This is a genomic window from Virgifigura deserti, assembly GCA_003576685.1.
GTDB lineage: Bacteria > Pseudomonadota > Alphaproteobacteria > Dongiales > Dongiaceae > Virgifigura > Virgifigura deserti.
On the sequence record QOZR01000012.1, the window covers coordinates 152,053 to 170,336 of the forward strand.

The following is an 18,284-nucleotide window of genomic DNA, read 5'->3' on the forward strand; positions in this document are numbered from 1 at the left end:
GATTCTTCCAACGGAGTCGAATATACGGCGGCTCTCCAAAAGAGTCAACGACATTTCCAGAATACTCGAACCATAAGTTGCCCAAAGCCCCTTGAACCGAAGGCGATGGAGAGAGTGCGAAGAACCAGGACTCCCGCTGTCGACCAGGGACCGACGGGGAGCAGTCGGATCCAGTCGTTCGAAACGCCGAAAGCTCCGCTCGATCTCTCGGCGGGGCCTTTCTATGGGATTGATATGCAGCTTCAACCGCTCGCCCTTTCACCCAGTTCCGGAGAAAGTGAACCTATGCGTGGTAGGGCCACGGCCGCCGCGGCGAACAATGCGGCAACGGCGGCCAAGGCCGAGGCCAGCACATAGCTTCCCGAAGCATCAAACAGGATGCCCGCGATCCCAGGTGCGCCTGCCCCGCAACACCCCAGGCGGTGAACATACGGCGTGCATCTCTTCCGCCGACCAGAGCAGACACCACACGCGCTGCCCGAGCAGTGCACAGTGGTGCTGGTTTTACACACCGTACACTTGCGCGGGGCTCTGCGGCTTCGGCACGATGATGACCGCCGAAAGAGATCCATCAGCGGCAATCAGTCTCTCGGCCTCCGGCGCGCCCCAGATCGCTACAATGGTGAAATCCCTTAACCCCTTGTCGCTCGGGTGCTGCCGATGCCGGCAGGATTGTCGCCGACTGCGACCGCCTCTTCAGCGGCGACACAGAGCTTTTCAAGTGCTTTCAGAATGGGGTCCTTTGCACCCTCGACGCACCGCGCGTCCTCGCTGATATCGGCAAGCGGGCCGGAATGTCAAAGTCCTTGCGGCGAGCAGACGATCCTGTCAGGTGAGCCCAATCCCGCGGTCATCTCACCTCGGAAAACTCATCCGTTGCGACGCTGAGGAAAAGTCTATGCTCCGTCGGCAGCCTCATTTCACCGCGCCGTCACGCCTTGAACCGTGCGCCCGCCTCGAGCGCCTCGAGTACCTGCATGTGCAGCCAGTGCAGCTGATACTCGGTGAACCAGCTGTCTTCCGCGTCGCAAATGTACCGGCCCTGATCATAGCCGTTGGAGGCCAGCCCGCGCTGCACGCTTTCGACGATCGAGATATCCTCGATGTTGAACATATGCATGAAGAGATCACGCACGGCGTGCAGCTTTGGATTGTCGGTTTGTCCTTCGGGTGTGTAGATGTCGACCCGCTCAGCACAACGCGAGACACCGTCGGGCGCCATGCGCAGCACGATGAGGTTCGTCGACCCCGGCAGACTCAGAGCGCAGAAATTTGGCCAAGCCTGCCATGCGTAGTAGGGCGAGCCGCGCTTGAGCTCGAGGCCGGGAAAGCCTTCCTTGCTCTTGAAGCGGTTAAAGGTCCAGCGCCGCTCGGCCTTCAACTCCTCCATCTCCCGCTCCAGCACCTTGGACAGCTGCGGGTGCGCGATGGGGATGTGATAGGCTTCGGAAAAATTGTCGACAACTGTCTTCCAGTTCGCCTTGATGTCGTAGTGCAGCCGCTCGGCGACGATGAAATCCTTTGCACCGGGCAAAAACTGCTCGATATTCTCGGCAAAGCCGCGCATCCCCTCCTCGAACGGCATGCAATCGGGATCGAGGTTGAGGAAGATCAATCCGGCGGCGACGGCGATGTTGATCTGCTTCAGGGAAAACTGCGATTTGTCGAAGTTCCTGACGTTCTCCGTCAGCCGCGCAACGTTTAGCCGGCCGTCCAGATGGTACATCCAGGCGTGGTAGGGGCACACAATGCCCTTGGCCTTCAGCCGGCCAGCACCCTTCAGCAACTCGTGCCCGCGATGTGAACAGACATTATAGAAGCACCGGATCACATCATCTGCGCCCCGCACCACGACGATCGGTTGCTCGCCCACGGTATCCGTGAAGTAAGAACCGGCTTCAGGCACGTCGCTGATATGGCCGACATAACACCATGACTTACGGTGAATATGTTCCATCTCCTGCCGGTAGATTCCTTCATCGATGTAGTAGCGGGACGGCAGGGTCGGCGACTCCAAGGGATCGAGCGAGACCCTGCCCCGCTCCCCTTCCGGCAGCGAGCCGGGTTTCAGGCTGACGTTCATGAAACCTCCATTCGTCTCAAACTGCACTCAGCTCGCTTGCCGGCCGGACCTCTGCGGCGAGCCGCGCGGCGGTGTCGATGACCACCTCCTGATGCTGATAGAGTTGATGCCCGCCCATTCCGTTCAGGATCGGCGCAAAAGGGTCTTCGATGCGGGTTTCGGCATCGGCGAGCTCCTCGATGACCGCATGGGCGCAGAACGGCACATGCACCGCGGAATAGCCGCCTTCGTGCGTGAAGAGAAGCCGCCCTTCGCAAAGCTCGCGCGCAAGCCGTTTCAGCGTCGCGGTCATGCTGCGATAGGTATCGCTCGACAGCATCATGCGGCCCAGCGGGTCGAACCCGCCGGCATCGAACCCAGAGGGCACGACGATAAGATCCGGTCTGAACGCCGTTAGTGCTGGAACGACCACGCGTTCGATTGCGGTCAGGTAGGCGTCACGCCCGCTGCCCGGCGGAAGCGGGACGTTGATGTTGTAACCCTTCCCTGCCGCTCGGCCGGTGTCTTCCAGCGCGCCCGAGTCGGGTGGGAAGCAGTTGTCCTGATGCAGCGAGATGGTCAGGACGTTCGGATCGTCATAGAATGCATGCTCCGTACCGTTGCCGTGGTGCACGTCGTAATCCACGACGGCGACCCGGCCGACCCCGCGCGTCGCCTGTACATGGCGGATGCCCAGAACTGCATTGGCCAGAAGGCAGAAGCCTTTGCCCATGTCGGCTTCGGCATGGTGTCCCGGCGGGCGGACCAGCGCATAGGCATTCTCGACCTTGCCATCGACAACGGCCTCGGCTGCGGCGAGCACCCCGCCCGCCGACAGAAGCGCGATCTCGAAGCCGCCATGGGCGAAGGGTGTTCCTATCCCGGCATCGCCGCCATCGGCTTCGCTCATCGCTTCGAGCCGGTCGATGTAGTCGGCGGTGTGATAGCGCAGCACCTCCTCGCGAGTGGCCGAGCGTGGCTGGATGATTTCCAGCCGTTCGATGAGTCCGGTGACCTCCATTAGGTTGCGGATGCGCCGCTTGCTTTCGGGGTGCTCCACATGGCTTGCGGGCTGGATGTACCCGGTCGAGGGTACGAAGAGACCGGCGCTCCCGGTATCGTGCCACATATACCGTTCGTGACAGACAAAACCTGTGGTCACCTCGGCCTCCCTGGAAGAATCGGTAAAGCGGCACGCCCGGCCGTGGGCCGAGCGTGCCCGGTATCAGCGCAGGACGTTGGTCCAGACGCGGTCGATCAGGCTCTGCGCCTTGGCATTGCAGGCGAAGGAGAAGATCATTTTGGTATCGTTGGGGATGTTGATCTCCGGTGCGTTCCTGAGGGCTTCATCCATGAACTCCTCCTGCCCCTCGATTGGCCCGCCATATCCGGCATAATTGGACTGAATGCCCATGTTTTCCGGATCCATGATGAAGTTCATGAAGATCTTGGCGTTCTCAACATTCTCTGCCGACGCCGGGATCATCAGCCCGTCCATCCAGCCGATCACGCCTTCCTTGGGGTAGGCGTAGACAAGTTCCTTGCCGGCTTCCTCGGCCAGTGTGCGGCCCTTGTAGGCATAGCCGTTCCAGTGGGTCGAGATTATCGCGTCGCCATTAATCAGGCGGTCGTTCATGCCCTCCGAGCTGTAGGCCATCACATGGGGCTTTTGGGCGATGAGAAGATCCTGCACGCGTTGCATGGCGGCAGGATCCTCGTTGCAGAACTCCTGACCCAGATAGAGATGCGCGAGATTCACAACCTCTTCGGGTGTCTTGAAAACGCTGATCCGGCCCGATACCTCCTCACTCGGCTCGAAGAATTCGCCATAGGATTCCAGCTCCTTTCCGTAGAGGTCGGGCCTATAGGCGACAGAAGCGGACCCCCAGTGAAACGGCACGGTGTATTTCTGCTCAGGATCCCAGTCGGGGTGGCGCCACCGCTCCTTGACGTTCTTGAAGTTCGGCATGGCGGTGGCGTCCACTTCCTGCACCAGCCCTTCCTCGATAAAGATCGGGATGAAGTTGTGGCTGGGCACGATGATGTCGTAGCCAGTCGCGCCCGCTTGCATCTTGGCCAGCAGCGTCTCGTTTGAATCATAGGTGTCGAGCGTTACATCGATCCCAGTTTCCTTCTCGAATTTCTCGATCATTTCAGGCGAAGTGTAGTCGGTCCAGTTGTAGATATTGAGGCTACCTTCCGCCTGCGCCGCGCCCGCCATGAGGGCCAGCGCCGATGCCGCCCAGAGTGCTGTCTTGAGTATCATGTCTTCCTCTCCCTTTTTGCCGGATTGTCAGTGGGACTTTGCTCCCGGCTTCTGCCTGGTTGTGAACCAGTAGGCGGTGACGATCAGGATCGAGAACAGCAGCAGGATCGACGACACCGCATTGACCTCGGGTGTGATCCCCTGCCGGATCATGCTGTAAATATAGACGGGCAGCGTCGTGTCTCCGGCGCCGGCGACCATTAGCGTGATGATGAAATCATCCATCGAGATCACGAAGCTCAGCATCGCCCCGGCCAGAACGCCTGGCATCAGCAGCGGCAGCGTGACGAGCCGGAACGTCTCCCAGTCAGAGGCGTAGAGGTCGCGCGAGGCCTGCTCCAGCGTGGTATCCATCCCCTCGAGCCGCGCCCGGATCGGCATGAAGGCGAAGGGGATACAGAAGGTCGTATGCGCTAGGATCACGTTGCCCAGCCCAAGATTCAGACCAAGATTGGCGAAGAAAACAAGCATCGCCACGGCGGTCACGATCTCCGGCACCATCAACGGCAATGTAATGACGCCGAGCGACACAACCTTGCCTCGGAAACTGCCGCCACGCGCCAAGGCAAGCGCTGCCAGCGTCGCGCAGGTCGTGGCGATAGCTGTAGCCGAGACGGCCACGATCAGCGAATTAAGCGTTGCCTTGCGGATATCCTCGTTGGCGAACGCCTTGGCATACCAGTCGGTGCTGAACCCGGTCCAGACCATGACGATATTGCCTGCGTTGAAGGAATAGACGACGAGCACCGCAATCGGCAGATAGAGGAATACCAGAAACCCGAAGGCGAGCGTGGCAAGACCCGGCACCTCGCCGAAAGCGCGGCGCTTTTCCGTTTTGCGGACAGGTGCGGCGAGCGGCGGGACGTCTACCTGAACGGCCATCAGTGCAGGTCCATCGCTTTGGCGTTACGGGCGGCACGCGCGTAGAGGATCAGGAACAGCATCACGAAGGCCAGCAGGATCATCGCGATCGCCGACCCGAACGGCCAGTTGCGCGCGGTCGAGAACTGGAACTGCACCAGCGTGCCCAGCATAAGCTTCTTGCCGCCGCCCAGAAGGTCCGGTTGGATGAAGGCGCCGAGGCTCGGGATGAACACCAGAAGGCAGCCGGCGATAATTCCCGGCTTGGCCAGCGGGATGATGACCTTGGAGAACGCCTCCCAGCGAGAGGAATACAAATCAGCTGCCGCCTCCACGAGACTGAAATCGAGCTTTTCGAGACTGGCGTAGATCGGCAGCACCATCAGCGGAATGAATGTGTAGGTCAGCCCAACGGTGATCGCGAAATCGCTATACATCAGGCCCAGCGTCTCGTCCGCGCCCAAAAGCCCGGCAAAGCGGAACGGCGCCTCGATCACGCCGTTGCGCCCCAGGATGATGATCCAGGCGAAGGTGCGCACCAGCTGGTTGGTCCAGAACGGGATGGTGATCAGCAGCACCCACATGTTGCGGTGCTGGATCGGCTGGCGCGAGATGAAATAGGCAACCGGAAAGCCCACGATCAGGCAGCACACCATGGCGACGAAGGCCAGCAAGAAGGACCGCGCGATGATGATGAGATAGCCCGGACTGAGCCGCAGGCTATCGTCGAGCATCCGTTCATAGAGCAGCTGAATGTAGGCGCTGCCGGAGAAGTTCCAGACCACGCCCCCGAAGGATTTTGCCTCCAGGAAGGAGAAGATCGCCATGACTACCATGGGGATCAGCATGAAGACGCCAATGATGATCAGCGCCGGTGCGAGAGCCAGCGAGCGGCGCAGAACCGGGCTGTCGGGCAGGTTCGCAATCATTCCGCCAGCACCTGAAGCGCATGCGGGTCAAGCACGACGCCAACCGTGTCTCCCGGTCTGCAGGCCGGCTGATTCACGTCGCCGCTCTGCCTCACGATCACCGATGCGGGCTCGCCGATGTCGATCTCCATCAGTGTCGAGTTGCCGAGATACTGAATGTCGCGGACCGTGCCGTTCACGGTGCCCGCGCCCGGTTCGGTCAGCCTGACCTTTTCGGGGCGCAGGAAAAGCACCGCGTCGCGCTGTCCCGAGCTTGCCTTGGTTGCGTCGGCTTGCAACTCCAGCCCGCCCCTCGTGCGGCAGGTGACCTTGGCGCCGATTGGTGAAGCAATCTCCGCCTCGATGAAATTCGCGTCGCCCACGAAACCCGCGACAAAGCGGTTGACGGGATGTTCGTAGATCTCGGTCGGCGTGCCGACCTGCTGCAAATGCCCCTCCGACATGACCGCGATCCGGTCACTCATTGAGAGCGCCTCGTCCTGATCATGGGTAACGAAAATAAAGGTGATGCCGGTGCGCGCCTGGATCTGTTTGAGCTCTTGCCGCATCGCTTGGCGCAGCTTCAAGTCAAGCGCAGAGAGCGGCTCGTCCAGAAGCAGCACCTTCGGGCTTGGCGCCAACGCGCGGGCCAGCGCCACGCGCTGCTGCTGCCCGCCCGAAAGCTGAGCCGGCAGACGATCGGCGAAGCGCTCCATCTTCACCAACCGCAACATCTCGTCCACCGTTCCGCGGATCTCGTCCGCAGGCTTCTTCAGCCGGCGCAGCCCATAGGCCACGTTGTCGGCTACAGTCATGTGTGGAAAGAGCGAATAGTGCTGAAAGACGGTGTTCACCGGGCGCTTGTGGGTCGGCACGTCAACAATGTCCTGCCCAAAGAGCCGGATCACGCCGCGGGTGACATGCTCGAACCCCGCGAGCGTCCGCAGGAGCGTGGTCTTGCCACAGCCTGAGGGGCCGAGCAGGGTGAAGAACTCGTTGTCGCGGATGTCGAAGGAGATCTCGTGCAGCGCCTCGACGGCGGTGGTCCCGTGTCCGTAGATTTTTCCGACGCGGTCCAGCTCAACTGCTGTGCGCGCCGGCCCGGCCTCCTCTATTGGCCGTGATACCGGATCGGGATGGAGCGGCGATACACTCGTGGCTTTATTCGTCATATATCTCCATCACTCCACCGGGGTCAGTTCGGTCACTTCGCGGCGGAAAGGTAGCGCACCCTCTTCCAGCTCGGTGTCCAGTTCGCGCGCGAAGCGGTGCCCGGCATAGACGGCCCAGGCGATCGGCGCGGGCGCGTTGGCGTCGCCGATCCGCTCGATCCTCTTGATGCCGGCCGCGGGCCATTCGTTCTCGCGCGCCTTCAGCTCCTGCCAGAGCCCGTCGTTGGGCAGCCGCGTCGTCACCAGCACCACCGCGTCGCAGGCCAGATCGCGGGTGCGACCTGTGAATGTGCAGTCGAGCGTCACGCCCACCGAACCGACTTCGTTCAACCCGTGAGCGGTAACGATCTCCACGCCCAGTTCGATCAGTTTGGCCTGGATGCAGTGCTGCTCCAGCGTGTTGATCGTCCATTCCGATACGAGGTTCGACGGGGTCACCAGCGTGACCCTCGCGCCCTTCTGCACCAGCAGTTCGGCTAGAACGCCGCCCATGTAGTAGTGATCGTCGTCATAGAGCACGACATGCCTGCCTTCGGGCAGCCTGCCGGCCATCAGGTCGTCGGGCGTGAAGATCGGCATTGCGCCATCAATCGAAATCGGCAGCAGCTTGTGGCGGGCAACCCCGTCGCGGCGCCAGGTTGATCCCGTGGCGATGGCCACATTCTCGAATCCGAAATCGAGCACGTCCTGCGCGGTCAGGCGGGAATCGTAATAGATCTCGACATTGGCCATCTGGCTGATCTGGTGCACGCGGTAGTCGCGCACCCGCCCCCATGTCGCCAGCCCCGGCAGCAGCGATTCCAACCGCACGCGCCCGCCAAGCTCGGTTCCCGCCTCAGCCAGCGCCACGTCATAGCCACGCGTCGCCGCGGCGCGCGCCGCCTCAAGCCCCGCCGGACCCGCGCCGATCACCAAAACGGTGCCGCTCTCACCCTTCTCGTTCATCTTCTCGGGGTGCCAGCCCTTGCGCCACTCTTCCATGAAGGTGGGATTTTGAGTGCATCGGCTGATCGACATGGTCATGTCGCCGGTCACGCAGATGTTGCAACCGATGCATTCGCGAATATCCTCGACCCGGCCCTCGTCGATCTTGCGCGGGATGAAGGGATCGGCAATGGACGGCCGCGCGCAACCGATGAAATCGAGCACCCCGCGCCTGATCTGGCTGACCATCGAATCGGGCGAGGTGAAGCGGCCCACACCGACGACCGGCTTGTCGGTCAGATCGCGGATCCCGCCGACGAGCGGCTCCTGCGCCCCTTCCTCCGTAAAGCGCGAAGTGCCGGAACATTCCTCCCAGGTGCCGTGCCCCAGATCCCACAGATCGGGCAGATCGCTGTGCATCTCGATCACGTCACGGACTTGCGGGTTTCCCAGTCCGCCCAACTCGTTCAGCGATAGCCGCACCGAAATGGCCACCGTATCGCCCACTGCGTCCTTACATTCCGAGATCAGTTCGCGGAAGAGCCGCGCCCGGTTCTCCAGCGAGCCGCCGTATTCGTCGTCGCGCTGGTTGGTGAGTGGCGACAGGAAGTGCTGGATCACGCCGAAGCCGTGCGCGCCGTAGAGTTCGATGATGTCGTACCCCGCCTTCCTGGCGCGCAGGCACGCGTTGCGGTGCCATTTGCGCAGGTCGCGGATGTCCTGTTTGTCCATTGCGCGGGCGCATACGGGATCCTTGGTAAAGGTCCGGATTGGAGAATTCATCGGCGCTCGCGGAACTTCCCTGGTGTAGAAGTTGGAGCCGTTTACTCCGCTATAGGCCAACTCGATCCCGGCCAGCGCCCCGTTAGACTTCATCGCGTCCGCCATGCGCGCCAGGGCGGGGATGTCCTTGTCCTCCCAGAGCCGCAGCTCGATGAAGGGCGTAATCTCCGAGGTGTAGTGCATCTCCACCTGCTCGGTGAAGATGACGCCCCAGCCGCCTTCGGACTTGATCCTGCGCATCTCCGCCACTGCGGATGGGTCGCGATAACCGCCGCCATTGCAATGCGGTACCTGGTAGAAGCGGTTCTTCGCGGTGACGGGTCCGATTCTGACCGGCTCGAAGAGCACGTCGTAGCGCGGATCGCGTTTCGACAGCGTGTCCTTGGGCATTCTAGAAATTCTTCCTGCTGGGCTGACGACAGTTTTGTCCTTAGCTATTCCGCGGTTTGTACGGGCGTCTGGTACCAATCGAGGCTGCCGCCTGGCAGCCAGCGGGTCTTCTGTTTCGGCTCCAGAAAGCTCTCCAGCCCCCAACGCCCCAGTTCGCGGCCCATGCCGCTCTTCTTAACCCCGCCCCAGGGTGCCTGAATCACGACCATGTTGTTGCAGTTCTGCCAGGTGATGCCCGCCTCGAGCGCGTCGGCGACACGCTCCGCCCGGTCGCGGTCGGCGCTCAGCACTGTCGCGGCGAGGCCATAGGGCGTGTCATTGGCCAGCCGAACCGCCTCGGCCTCGTCCTCGAACCGCATGACGCTGAGAACGGGGCCGAAAATTTCATCGGTCCAGATCGACATGTCCGGGGTAACGTCTACGAAGATCGTCGGCGCAACGAAATACCCGACATCGAAACCCTCGGCGCGACCGCCGCCGCACAGTACGCTCGCTCCCTCGGCTTTGCCGGCCTCAATATAGCCCATCACCTTGTCATATTGTGCCTTGCTGACCAGCGGGCCCATCTTGACGCCCTCAGCATCGCCGGGGCCGATGCGGATCGCCTTTACGACCTCGGCGAGCCGCGCGAGGAACCGGCCGGCGATCGGCTCATGGATCAGCAGGCGCGAGGTTGCGGTGCAGACCTGCCCCTGGTTGACGAAGGCTCCGAAAGCCACCCACTCAACCGCCGGCTCAATATCGACGTCGTCGAAGACGATCACAGGATTCTTGCCGCCGAGTTCGAGGCTAACGCGCTTGAGGTCTTCGGCGGCGGTTTTCATGATGTGGCGGCCGGTTATCGTACTGCCGGTGAAAGAGATTTTGTCCACTCCGGGATGCCGAACTAGCGCCTCGCCCGCCTCCGCGCCGGTGCCAGTGACGACGTTGAGTACGCCAGCCGGAAGCCCCGCCGCCCCGATGATCCGGGCGATTTCCAGAGACGAGAGCGACGTGAACTCCGACGGCTTGACCACGGCGCAGCAACCGGCAGCAAGCGCTGGCGCGACCTTCCAGGTGAACTGCTCTAACGGAAAATTCCAGGGCGTGATCATGCCGATCACGCCGATTGGGCGATAGGCCACGGTCGTGCGCATAGCATCGCCCGGAACCTCAAGCACCTCCTCGCCCCGGGCATCGAGCTCTTCGGCCATCCCGGCATACATGTCGAAGATTTGGGCGATGGTGTCGACGTCAATGAAGGACTCGGGCAACGGCTTGCCATTGTCGCGAGTCTCCAGCGCCGCGAGCGCCTCGCGGTTCTGGCGGATACCTTCGGCGATCGCTCTGAGGATCACGGCCCGTTCCCGGCCGGTCGTCTCACGCCAGGGCCCGGAAAACGCAGCGCGGGCCGCGGCCACGGCCTGATCGATCTCTTCGGCGCTCCCAGCGGGAATTCTGGCGAAGACCTCCTCGCTGGCTGGGTCGATACAGTCGATTTCCTTGCCGGACTTCGCTGAAAGCCACTCGTTGCCGATATAGATTTTACCCATTGCGCCCTCGCTCCTTTACACAGAAATGCTAGAGGAGGCGGCAATCATCGGAAAATAACAAAAACCTATCCATTGATTAACAAAGAGCTATGGGCCAGCAGAAGTCCCAGGGCTTCATTTTGCTTCCGGCAACCGATTTTTTCGTTCATCCGGAACAGAATTGCTCGACGCGCGAGCACTCGGATTTGATTTCCTTGCAGCCGACGGCCGCAAGAACCGGCAATGATATTTGGCGGATTGAACGCTGCTTTGGCGGGCTCCGCCTTTTCCAAAGAGACTTTCAAACGCTAGCAGGCGAGAACACCGCCAGCAATGGGTGAGCGGTTGCGGTCGCCCACCGAGCGGCTTCTCAGCGTCCTGCGTTCGGGCCGGGTCGAGATCCTGGTCGAGCCCCGCCCCTGGCGACCGCGCCGCGATCCGAAGCGCCGGTCGCGCCTCGTCGAGGAACACCGCCGCCGGCGCGGCGATCCGGTCCACGGCGGTGGCGCGCGGCGGCCGATCATGACCGCCTATCGGCAGCAGGCGCTGAGCTGTGCGGCGGCGCTTCAAGACGGTCCGCGGCGGCCGCGCGACCTGAAGCCGGCGATCCCGGACGCCCCGAAGATCCTGCTGGGGAACGTGTACGGCTGGTTCGTTCGGGTCGAGCGCGGGCTCTATGCGCTGACGGACGAGGGGCGGGCAGCCTTGACGCGCTGGTCACCCGCTTAGACGCATGGCACCCGGTTCCGTGTACGGCACAATGCTTGGTCGGGACCCGCCCTGCGATAGAATGGTAGGCGTATAGGCAGGACTAACGAGACTCTGAGGCTGTGGATGGCGGCAACGGCTGGTGATGCAGTGAGGAAGATGTCGCCCTTCTCGAAGGGCTTTTCTGTTTACCTTGATGTGCTTCGAGTATCGGCGGCATTTGTTGTCTTCGGCGCGCATGCTACAAGCTCGCCGTTTTTGAAAGACTTCCCGTGGCTGCAGGACTTCGCCCATGACGCCGTGATCGTCTTCTTTGTCCTGTCTGGCTACATCATCGCACACACGGCGGCCACGCGTGATCATGATCTCACCGCCTACGCCGTCAATCGCTCCGCCCGGATCTACTCTGTGGCGCTTCCCGCGGTGCTGCTGGTCCCGGTGCTCGATCAGATCGCGATGGCTTGGCGCCCGGATCTGTACGGACGACTCTATCAATATGACGCTCTCTGGCTTTACATCCCCTTCTTTCTCGCCTTTGCGACCGACCTGTGGTTCTTCGCCGAAGATGCATTCTCCAACGTGCCCTATTGGTCGTTGTGCTATGAGGTCTGGTACTATGTTCTGTTTGCCGCGATCTTTTTCCTGCGCGGTCCATGGCGGGTCATCTCAGTCGGCCTCACGCTGTTAATCATGGGGCCGCGATTGTGGTTGCTGTTCCCTCTTTGGGCGGCGGGAGCTTGGATGGCTCTGCGTGTTAGGCGGGTTCCAACTCCGAGAGTTATCTTCGCTCTGGCTCTCGCGGGCTTCATCGCGGTGAAGGCAACCGGGCTCGACACCATCATTGATGATTGGGTGAATAGCTTCCTCGGTGGATGGCCGGAGACCCATCTCCGTTACTCCCAGCATTTTCTGGGCGATTGGTTGATCGGTGCGCTGATCCTGATGAACATACTGGCCGCCCGGTCCTGTGGCTTCGCCGGGCTGGCACGGAGGTCGGTTCGGCGGCCGATCGTTGCGGTGGCCTCGTTCAGCTTCACGATCTATCTGTTTCATATGCCGCTCCTGAAATTCTTCACGGCTGCCCTGGATCATGACTCGGCGTCCGTGGCGAGCTGGGCTGTCTTGATGGCTGCCGTTGCGGTCGCTCTAATCGGGCTTGGCTTGGCGACAGAGCACCAGAAGCAGTATTTTCGGCGGTTCTTCTCATGGGCCGCCAGCATCGTGTGGCGCTCTCTTTCGCGGCTGCCTGCAGTGAAGACAAGGGTCCGCGATATTCCGGATGTTCGATGAAGATCGTGAAGATCTTGGGCTTCCTCGCGATGACGGTGAGAAGGTCACCCGCTGGCCGTAGGCAAGCACCAGACAGGCGCCGTTCGCCTGAGTGAATGGCGCCTCGGCGAATGGCGGCCCGCCGGAGGTGATGCCTCAGTTAAAGCTGTGCATCCGGAGCTTCAGCGACCCGAATTCCTGCCGCTCGAACACATGCATCGCGATGCCGCCGATGGTCTGGGTGGCGCCGTCTGTCGACTGCCCGCACCGCACCCTGGCCGGTAGCGACGTTGCCGTTCCACCTTTCCCTTCTTCGCTCCTTTACCCTCTCCTGCGCCATGGCCAAGCTGGTTGCGCATTCCGCCTGCAGGAGCCGAATCTGACGCCCAGTGCGCGTTCGGGGCTCAGCTCAGGCAATCCGGCTGAGCGCGCAAGACCTGGCGCCCGAAGTAATGGAATGTCCCGCGGACAATGCCCGGCTTGAGAAGGTAGTCATGGGCCTCGCGCGCGCGTTCGGGGCGAATCGTCTTGACGGGACCGATCGCGGCGGCCCTGATCTGCATGCGCGCGGCGCGCTCCATCAGAATAGCCATGACCGCGCTCTCTTCGATGCTCGCGCAGGCGACCAGATGGCCGTGATGGGCGAGAAGGATCGCGCGCCGCTGTCCCAACGCCTCGGAAATCAGAACGCCTTCATCGTCGGCGATAGGTACCCCCGGCCACTCCGCCAGGAAGGCGCAATCCTCGAACATCGGCGTGGCGTCCATATGCGCGACCGCGAGTTCCTTGCCGACCATCGACAGTGCGCTGATGTAAGGCGGATGCGTATGGATGATACAGTTGACATCGGGACGGGCTCGATAGACCCAGAGGTGGAAACGCGTCGCCGGGTTGGCCATTCCGTCGCCTTCAAAAACGGCAAGATCGTCGCCAACCCGGACAAAGCTGTCGGGCGTCGCCTCATCGAAGCCCAACCCGAATCGCAGGGTCCAGAGGGTATCCGGGTCGTCGGCCCGCGCCGTGATCTGGCCGGCCAGCCCGGACTCATGCCCCTCGCGAGCCATCATCCGACAGGCGAGCGCGAGCTTCTCCCTGTCGCTCCAGCCCGGATCGCGCAGATGAACGGCCATGTCGTGGGTCGCGCGCTGATCGAAGTAGTCTTTCGTCCTCGCTTCCATTCCTCTCACTCCTGTTCGTCACTTCCTATTGGCTTACAGACTTGATCCAGCCCTGACGCAACGAGGATCCGGCCTTGGTCACCGCAGCAGGTAGTGCGGCAGCCAGAGCGCAATCTGCGGGAACGCGGCAACGGCCACGACGGCGAGCATCTGCAGTACGACGAAGGGGATGATCCCGCGATAGATGCGCGGCATCGTAACCTCGGGCGGCGCCGCGCCGCGCATATAGAACAGCGCGTAGCCGAACGGCGGCGTCAGGTACGACGTCTGGAGATTGACCGCGACAAGAATCGCGAACCAGGGCACCAGATCGGTTGCGCCGACATGGTCGCCGAAGTCTAGAAGCTCCAGGATCGGGACGAAGATCGGCAGAACAATCAGCAGAATCTCGATCCAGTCGAAGAGAAAGCCGAGCAGGAAGATAACGATCAGCATCAGCAGCAGCGCCGGCCAAGGCCCGAGATTCATCCCCTCGAAGAAATCGACGACGAGGTAATCGCCGCCCAGGGAGCGGAAGACATAGGCGAAGGCGGTCGCCCCGAGAAAGATCATGAACAGCATGACATTGGTCATGGCCGTGCGCTGAACGACTTCCTTCAGCACGGCCAGGGACAGGCGCCCGTTCATCAGGGCAAGAAGCGTCGCCCCGAGCGCGCCGACGCCGGCCGCCTCCGTCGGTGTCGCCCAGCCGAGAAAGATCGACCCAAGGACGACGATCATGAGAAAGGCAGGCGGTAGCAGGCTTTTCGACAGCATGAACAGCACGGCGGACAGGTGCTGGGGGCCCTCTTCCTTCCGCATCGGCGGCGCCAGATGCGGCTTGGCCGCCGCAAGGATGCCGATATAGCCGAGATAGAATGCGGCCAGGATGAGGCCGGGGATGAGCGCGGCCACGAAGAGCGTGCCGACCGAGATCGCCAGAAGGTCGGCCATGATCACCAGCATGATGCTGGGTGGGATCAGGATCCCGAGCGTTCCGGATGCGGCAATCGTGCCGGCGGCGAGCTCGATATTGTAACCGCGCGACAGGAGAACGGGAATCGCCAGCAGGGTCATCATGATGACCGACGCGCCGACGATCCCGGTCGTTGCCGCCATGACGACGCCCATGAGCGTGACGGACAGGGCGAGTCCGCCCGGGATGCGGCGGAGTGCAACCTGCAGGCTCTGCAGAAGGTCCTCGGCGACGCCGCTCTTCTCGAGCATCGTGCCCATGAAGATGAACATGGGAACAGCGGTCAGGATGAGGTTCGCGGCTACCGACCCGTAGATGCGCGCCGCGATGTTCTGGAATTCGATCAGCGAGAACACGTCGAAAGCCCAGCCGCCGAATCCGAAGGCTACCGCTGTTCCCCCGAGCACGAAAGCGACGGGATAGCCGGTGAAGATGAATGCCGCCAACATCAGGAACATGAAGACCGGCAGAAGATCGACGAGATACATGTCCGCCCTGCCCTACTCCTTGCCAAGGCCCTTGGCCAAAGGCGACGTCACGATGACGTCCGTCTCGCGGCCGGCACGGGTCAACCGTCGGTCGACTGCGACGCCGGAGAGAGCGGCCACACTCTTCAGGATCGAGGACATCGCGCTGAGCAGAAGAACCAGCATGCCCAGTGGGATCACCGACCGGATGATCCAGCGATGCGTCAGCCCGGTTGCCGATGCCGATGTCTCCTCGTCAAGAAGGGAGCCGTAGGTCAGCGTGGCGCCGAAATAGATCACGACGGCGCAGAACGGGATCAGGAACAGCAGCGAGCCGAGAAGCTCGATCCAGAGTTTGACGCGATCGCTGAAGTGAGTGCTCAGGAGGTCGACACGCACATGCGCCTCTCTCAGGTAGCCGTAGCCCAGGCAGAACATGAAGAGCACCGCATGGAGGTGCCATTCGAGTTCCTGGAGCTCCGTTGAGCCGACGACGAAGAAGCGCCGGCTGATCACGTCGAAGATCACCACGACGACCAGAGGCACGATTGCCCAGGCAGCAACCCTGCCGAAGATCGAGACGATCCGGTCCAGTGCGACTGTGATCTTGAGGAGAGCGGACATGGCGCCTCACCGGATCGTTGCGGGAGAAGATGAGGCGAGGCCGTCCGGCGGACGGCCTCACCCGATGGCCGAGCACGTCATCCGGCCCGGTGCTCGATCGAGCACCGGGCGCGCATCACTCGATGTAGCCCAGGCGATGCCAGGTCGCGTAGTCCGCCCGGAACGCCGTCAGCGAGTCCCAGGCCTCCTTGAAGCGGGCATCCTCGGCGGAGATCTCCTTGGCGACTTCCTCCCATTTCTCCCGCAGCGCCTGCAGAACCTCTGGAGACCACTCGCGGATCTGCACGCCCTTCTCCTCTAGTTCCTTCAGCGCCGCGACCTGCGCCGCCTCGCCCTCGGCAATCGCCTGGCGGACATTGTCGCCGCAAACCATCTCGAACTGCGCCTGCTGGGTGTCCGACAGCGCCTCCCACTGCTCCTTGTTCATGATCAGCTCGTAGAGCGTCGCCGGCTGGTGCCAGCCCGGGAAGTAGTAGTAGTCGGCGACCTGATGGAAGCCGAGTTGAAGGTCAACGGAGGGCATGGCGAACTCGGTGGCGTCGATCGTCCCGAGCTCGAGCGCCGGGAAGATGTCGCCGGCGGGCAGGAGCTGGGTGGAAACCCCCATCTTCTCCATCACCTTGGCGCCGAGCCCGAAGAAGCGCATCTTCAGGCCGCGAAGATCCTCGACGCTCCGGATCTCCTTCTTGAACCAGCCCGAGGCCTCAGGCACCGTCCCGCCGCAGACGAGCGCCTTGATGTTGTGCTCGTCATAGATTGCGTCATAGATCTCCTGACCGCCACCATAGTAGAACCACGCCAGCATCTCGGGCCAGGCGGGGCCGAAGGGCACCGCCGAGAAGACCGCGAGCCCGGGCTCCTTACCGAACCAGTAGCCTGACACTGCCCAGCAGGCGTCGACCGCTCCAGTGGAGACTGAATCGAAACATTCACTCGGGGGAACCAGCGAGCCGGGCTCATGAAACCGCACGCGGATCTCCCCGCCCGAGACCCGCTCCAGTTTGTCCTCGATGGCCTTGCCCAAGGTCCCAACCTGCGGAAGCCGCGCGGGGAACCAGCTCGCCATCTTCCATCTGACAGGGTCGTCATCGGCACGCGCCCTGTCCGCCGTGGACATTGCTGTGATCAGGCAGGCTCCGGCGAGCGCCAGCGCGAACGGCTTCAACCTCTCAACGAACATCGAGCGTCCTCCCTATCTCGTTGGCCGATTCCGGCCTTTCTTCGCAGCCGGCTGATGGATTCGTCCTGGACTCGGTTCAAACTCCTTCTGCAGTTCGCCGACGCGCGCCCTGCGGGCGCCCGGGTGTTACAATCTGGCGCAATTCGGTCCTCGGGAACCGGCGCGGCGCATCAGGCGACTTCGGTCGCGTTGTCGATCGCCGGCAAGGCATCCCGGTTGGCGCGCCAAGCGACCCCATATTCGATTGTCGTCGCGGTATCCCCCGCCGCCTTCGGCCCATAGAGCCGTTCGAGGAGATGCAGCGTCGTATCGATCGCCAGGCTGACGCCGCCGCCGGTCACGACCGCCCCCTGATCCACCAGGAGCGCTTCGACCGGCGTGACTGCCGGGCGGAGGTCGTGCATCTGTCGAAGCGGTGCGGCCGGCTCGCCGCCCACGGCGTGCCGGCGCGTCGTCGCCTTAAGCCCGTCGAGGACGCCCGACGCGGCCAGGATCATCCCGCCCGTGCAGACCGAGGCTAGCAGGCCGCGCGGGGCCCAGTTACGAATGAAGTCGAGGACCGCAGGCTTCTTGATCTGATCGCTCCAGCCGGGCCCGCCGCAGACGATCAGGACATCGACCGGCGGGCAATCCGCCAGTCCGTGGTCGGCGATCACCGTCAAGCCGTTCGCGAGTCTCACCGGTCCCCGCCGCTCGGCGATCACCGTCATTGCGATGTTCGGCAGCACCCGCTTGGCCATAGAGAGGACGCCGTGCGTGGCGCCGATATCGATCGGCTCGACGCCGTCATAGATGAAGATGCCGAAGGAAGTCTTGTCCTGCGTCGACCGCATCGTTCGTCTCCCCAGCTGTCCGCCCCGCGCTGCGTTCATCCCCGATGGGACTCTCATGCCGCACGACGAATGTAGCCCGTTAGGAAACATCGTTCATCGCGTCGGGCGCGATGTCAATCACCAATCACCAGTCTCCCGAACAATCAGCAGTCTCCCGAAATTGAAATAACCTGAGGCTTTCCCTGGATCAAAC

At 62.3% G+C, this 18,284-nt stretch carries 15 protein-coding genes; 2 read left to right on the forward strand and 13 right to left on the reverse strand.

Annotated features, from left to right (window positions below; genetic code table 11):
• Window positions 1–931: 931 nt before the first annotated feature.
• The 8 genes from DT069_RS19825 to DT069_RS19860 form a co-directional block, all read right to left on the reverse strand.
• Window positions 932–2,083, reverse strand: coding sequence for an aromatic ring-hydroxylating oxygenase subunit alpha (locus tag DT069_RS19825; protein WP_119462053.1), 1,152 nt, complete (start codon window positions 2,081–2,083; stop codon window positions 932–934).
• Between the two features lie 16 nt (window positions 2,084–2,099).
• Window positions 2,100–3,224 (reverse strand): class II histone deacetylase, encoded by a 1,125-nt coding sequence (locus DT069_RS19830; RefSeq protein WP_425450406.1) that lies wholly within the window; start codon window positions 3,222–3,224, stop codon window positions 2,100–2,102.
• A gap of 63 nt (window positions 3,225–3,287) precedes the next feature.
• Entirely contained in the window at window positions 3,288–4,283 is a 996-nt protein-coding gene (locus DT069_RS19835; protein ID WP_162913310.1) for an extracellular solute-binding protein, read from the reverse strand.
• A 72-nt stretch (window positions 4,284–4,355) separates the two neighbouring features.
• Window positions 4,356–5,210, reverse strand: a complete 855-nt coding sequence (locus DT069_RS19840) for an ABC transporter permease (protein ID WP_119462056.1) — start codon at window positions 5,208–5,210, stop codon at window positions 4,356–4,358.
• The gene (locus DT069_RS19845; RefSeq protein WP_119462057.1) at window positions 5,210–6,118 is read right to left on the reverse strand and encodes an ABC transporter permease; all 909 of its coding nucleotides are present in this window, start codon (window positions 6,116–6,118) and stop codon (window positions 5,210–5,212) included. The genes DT069_RS19840 and DT069_RS19845 overlap by 1 nt, the downstream gene beginning before the upstream one ends.
• Window positions 6,115–7,269, reverse strand: a complete 1,155-nt coding sequence (locus tag DT069_RS19850; RefSeq protein WP_119462058.1) for an ABC transporter ATP-binding protein — start codon at window positions 7,267–7,269, stop codon at window positions 6,115–6,117. Before DT069_RS19850 ends, DT069_RS19845 begins: the two co-directional genes overlap by 4 nt.
• Before the next feature lie 9 nt (window positions 7,270–7,278).
• Window positions 7,279–9,510: an oxidoreductase gene (locus tag DT069_RS19855; RefSeq protein WP_425450407.1), complete on the reverse strand. Its 2,232-nt coding sequence runs from the start codon at window positions 9,508–9,510 to the stop codon at window positions 7,279–7,281.
• Entirely contained in the window at window positions 9,411–10,898 is a 1,488-nt protein-coding gene (locus DT069_RS19860; protein WP_119462060.1) for an aldehyde dehydrogenase family protein, read from the reverse strand. The genes DT069_RS19855 and DT069_RS19860 overlap by 100 nt, the downstream gene beginning before the upstream one ends.
• A 312-nt stretch (window positions 10,899–11,210) precedes the next feature.
• Between DT069_RS19860 and DT069_RS19870 the strand changes: the two genes are divergently transcribed.
• Together DT069_RS19870 and DT069_RS19875 are read left to right on the forward strand one after the other, a co-directional pair.
• Window positions 11,211–11,606 carry a DUF2161 family putative PD-(D/E)XK-type phosphodiesterase gene (locus DT069_RS19870; RefSeq protein WP_119462062.1) on the forward strand — a complete coding sequence of 132 codons (396 nt, stop codon included), beginning with the start codon at window positions 11,211–11,213 and terminating at the stop codon, window positions 11,604–11,606.
• Between the two features lie 105 nt (window positions 11,607–11,711).
• Window positions 11,712–12,875: an acyltransferase family protein gene (locus DT069_RS19875; RefSeq protein WP_119462063.1), complete on the forward strand. Its 1,164-nt coding sequence runs from the start codon at window positions 11,712–11,714 to the stop codon at window positions 12,873–12,875.
• A 383-nt stretch (window positions 12,876–13,258) separates the two neighbouring features.
• On the opposite strand, the gene DT069_RS19885 is transcribed toward DT069_RS19875, so the two are convergent.
• The 5 genes from DT069_RS19885 to DT069_RS19905 form a co-directional block, all read right to left on the reverse strand.
• Window positions 13,259–14,032, reverse strand: a complete 774-nt coding sequence (locus tag DT069_RS19885) for an aldolase (RefSeq protein WP_119462064.1) — start codon at window positions 14,030–14,032, stop codon at window positions 13,259–13,261.
• A gap of 78 nt (window positions 14,033–14,110) precedes the next feature.
• Window positions 14,111–15,475, reverse strand: coding sequence for a TRAP transporter large permease (locus tag DT069_RS19890; RefSeq protein WP_119462065.1), 1,365 nt, complete (start codon window positions 15,473–15,475; stop codon window positions 14,111–14,113).
• Between the two features lie 12 nt (window positions 15,476–15,487).
• Window positions 15,488–16,078 (reverse strand): TRAP transporter small permease subunit, encoded by a 591-nt coding sequence (locus DT069_RS19895; protein ID WP_119462066.1) that lies wholly within the window; start codon window positions 16,076–16,078, stop codon window positions 15,488–15,490.
• A 115-nt stretch (window positions 16,079–16,193) separates the two neighbouring features.
• Entirely contained in the window at window positions 16,194–17,258 is a 1,065-nt protein-coding gene (locus DT069_RS19900) for a TRAP transporter substrate-binding protein (RefSeq protein WP_425450408.1), read from the reverse strand.
• Between the two features lie 170 nt (window positions 17,259–17,428).
• A complete protein-coding gene (locus tag DT069_RS19905; RefSeq protein WP_119462067.1) occupies window positions 17,429–18,091 on the reverse strand; it encodes a DJ-1/PfpI family protein in 663 nt (220 codons plus the stop codon).
• Window positions 18,092–18,284: the final 193 nt, after the last annotated feature.